The 2,558-nt window shown below is 66.1% G+C and carries 1 protein-coding gene; it reads right to left on the bottom strand.

The window, feature by feature from the left end; all coding sequences use genetic code 11:
• Positions 1 to 75: 75 nt before the first annotated feature.
• Positions 76 to 1,863 (bottom strand): group II intron reverse transcriptase/maturase, encoded by a 1,788-nt coding sequence (gene ltrA, locus ABD369_RS40355; protein ID WP_344641620.1) that lies wholly within the window; start codon positions 1,861 to 1,863, stop codon positions 76 to 78.
• Between the last annotated feature and the right edge of the window lie 695 nt (positions 1,864 to 2,558).

Raw genomic sequence — 2,558 nt, forward strand, 5'->3', positions numbered from 1 at the left:
TGTCGGGTAGGTGCGGCGCATTGCTGCGCCGCACCCCCCTCAGAACCGGACTTGCCCGCTTTCCGGGCATCCGGCTCAAGCAGGCCCTGAAGGCCCACGGGCAGCCAGAAGTGCTGGTTCCCTGTTGCCATTGCCGCCGCGCCAGCGGTGGCAATGGACATGGATGAGTCGGAAGGCGACGAGACCGTCGGATGTGCCTCTCCCCGCTTCGATGGTGATCGCGTTCTCGCGGACCGCCGTTCGGGTCGCCCGCAGCCACTGCTCCCATTCCTGGGGGCTTTGCGGCTGATGGGTGGCATGCAGGAGGAGACTTCCGCAGAGCGGACACCGTCCGTGCTGTGTCTGGAGCAGACGCAACCAGAACGGGCTCAGCGGAGGTCTGTTCCTGCGCCGCCGTGAGGCCCAGTACTCGGTCAGCGCCGGGTCGTCGACGGACGCGCCCTTGATGACCAACTGGTGTCTGACGATCTTGGTCCAGGCGAACTTGGCGAGATAGCGGCCGGTCTCCCGGTCGCCGAACACCCACCGGTCCTGCCTGGAGGTGTTGAACCGGCCGAAGTACCGGGCCGTGACCCAGCCCCTCGGCTTGTTCGGGTGCGTGTGTCTGGCCCACTTGTAGACCAGCCTCCACACATGGTCGTCCAGCGAGGTGAACACCTCGCTGGAGACCACGCCCCGATAGTAGGCAGCCCAGCCCCGGATGATCGGGTTGAGCTTGGCGATCACCGCTGCCGCGTTCTGCCCCCGAAGGGCCAGCACTTCGGCGGTGAGCCGTGCCCGGATCCGTCGCGCGCCCGCCTTGCTCGGCTTGATCAGCAGCATGCCGTGATAGCGGCGGACGTTGAACCCCAGGAAGTCACAGCCCTCGTCGAGGTGCGCGATGCGCGTCTTCTCCTCGTTGAAGGCCAGACCCCTGGGCGCCAGCCACTTGGCGAGCCGAGCCTTGACCTGCTGAGCCTCGTCACGACTGTGACAGAGCACCACCAGATCGTCGGCGTACCTGATCAAGGTCGGTGAGCCCACTGCCAGTTCACCGGCACGGGGGCCGGAGGTGCGGTAGCGGACTCCGGCGGCCTCTTCCATTCCATGCAGGGCCACGTTCATCAACACGGGGGAGATGATCCCGCCTTGCGGAACCCCCTCCTCGGTCGGGGCGAAGGAACCACGATCGATCACTCCCGCCTTCAGCCACTGCTCGACCAGCCCCCGGGCGGGGAACTGTCCGATGGAGGCGAGAAGGTGATCATGGTCGATCCGGTCGAACGCCGCCGCCAAGTCCGCGTCGAGGATCCACTGGCGCTTCGGGCTCTTGCCCTTGGCGGCCAGGAAGATCGCTCCGATCGCGTCATGACAGCCACGGCCGGGACGAAATCCATAGGACCTCGGCTCGAACCGTGCCTCCCACTCGGGCTCCAACGCGTTCAACGCCACGGCTTGAAGACACCGGTCGATGATCACGGGAATTCCGAGGCCGCGCTGACGGCCATTGGCCTTGGGGATATACACCCGCCTGACGGGACGGGGCTTCCACGGGGTCGCCCGATGCTGCATCCAGTCGGCCAACTCGGCCTTCCCCTGGGGCAGCAGGACGACCCGACCGTCGGTCCCCGCCGTCTTGCGGCCAGCGTTGACCTCCGTCACCCGCCGCACGCTCACCAGCGTGTTGGAGCGGGAACGGAGCATCAGTTTCTGGAGATTGCGGACCCTTTTAAGGTCCCCTGCCTGCGATGCCGTGAAGATCCGCTGCCGCAGCCGCCGTACTTCCTCCTCCGCGCCCTGCCAGTCGATCGACTGCCAGTCGGTGAAGTCGCCCTCCGGTCCGTTCACGATGGTGATGGTGTCGTCCTGGGCGGTGTCCGCCACGGATGATGGTGTCGCCACGGTGTCCAACTTGCCCTTTGGTTCCAGCGTTGATGGTCATCGAGTCCTCACAGGCCCACCTGACCCACGTCAGCACCCTTTCGGGTCCGGGCAGAGCCCGTATCCGGCCGGTTATGCGGGGCGACCAGCGGAGGTGCTGGCCATTCGCCCCGGTTTCCCGCCGCCTTTCGGCGACCGGCGTTCGCTTCTTGGGTCATCCTGTGCCCGCTGGGGAGTTGGGCCTTCCTTGCGGTCGGCTTACCGGACGCTTCCGCGTCCGGACCCCAACGGGGTTTCCACGTTCCACACGAGTGAGATGCGACCGGGATGGGTGCCCCCTAAACTCCGGGACGGCGATGCTCTCCCGGCTGATGATGGGTCCTCAGCCGGCGCCTGCCGCTTCTCAACGGCCAGTCCTGCACCCCGCTGGAACAACCCATCGGCGGGGCCCACGATCACGAAGCATCATCAGGGGTTCACTCACGTTCACCCGTCCGGTCTTCCCCTTGCCTGTAACCCCCGGATGGAGCAGGGGCCCTTGGGCTTCTCCTCCGAGCTTCACACCCCGCCGTTACCGGCGACGCATGTCGAAGTGGGGACGGGCCCTGAGCACTGGCCCGGAACTACGCTGTCGACATCAAGTCGATCCTCCTGTCAGGTAATTCACTCAATCTCGTGCGACTTCGTGTCGCACCCCA

It is taken from the genome of Kitasatospora cystarginea (genome assembly GCF_039533515.1).
GTDB classification, from domain to species: Bacteria; Actinomycetota; Actinomycetes; order Streptomycetales; family Streptomycetaceae; genus Kitasatospora; species Kitasatospora cystarginea.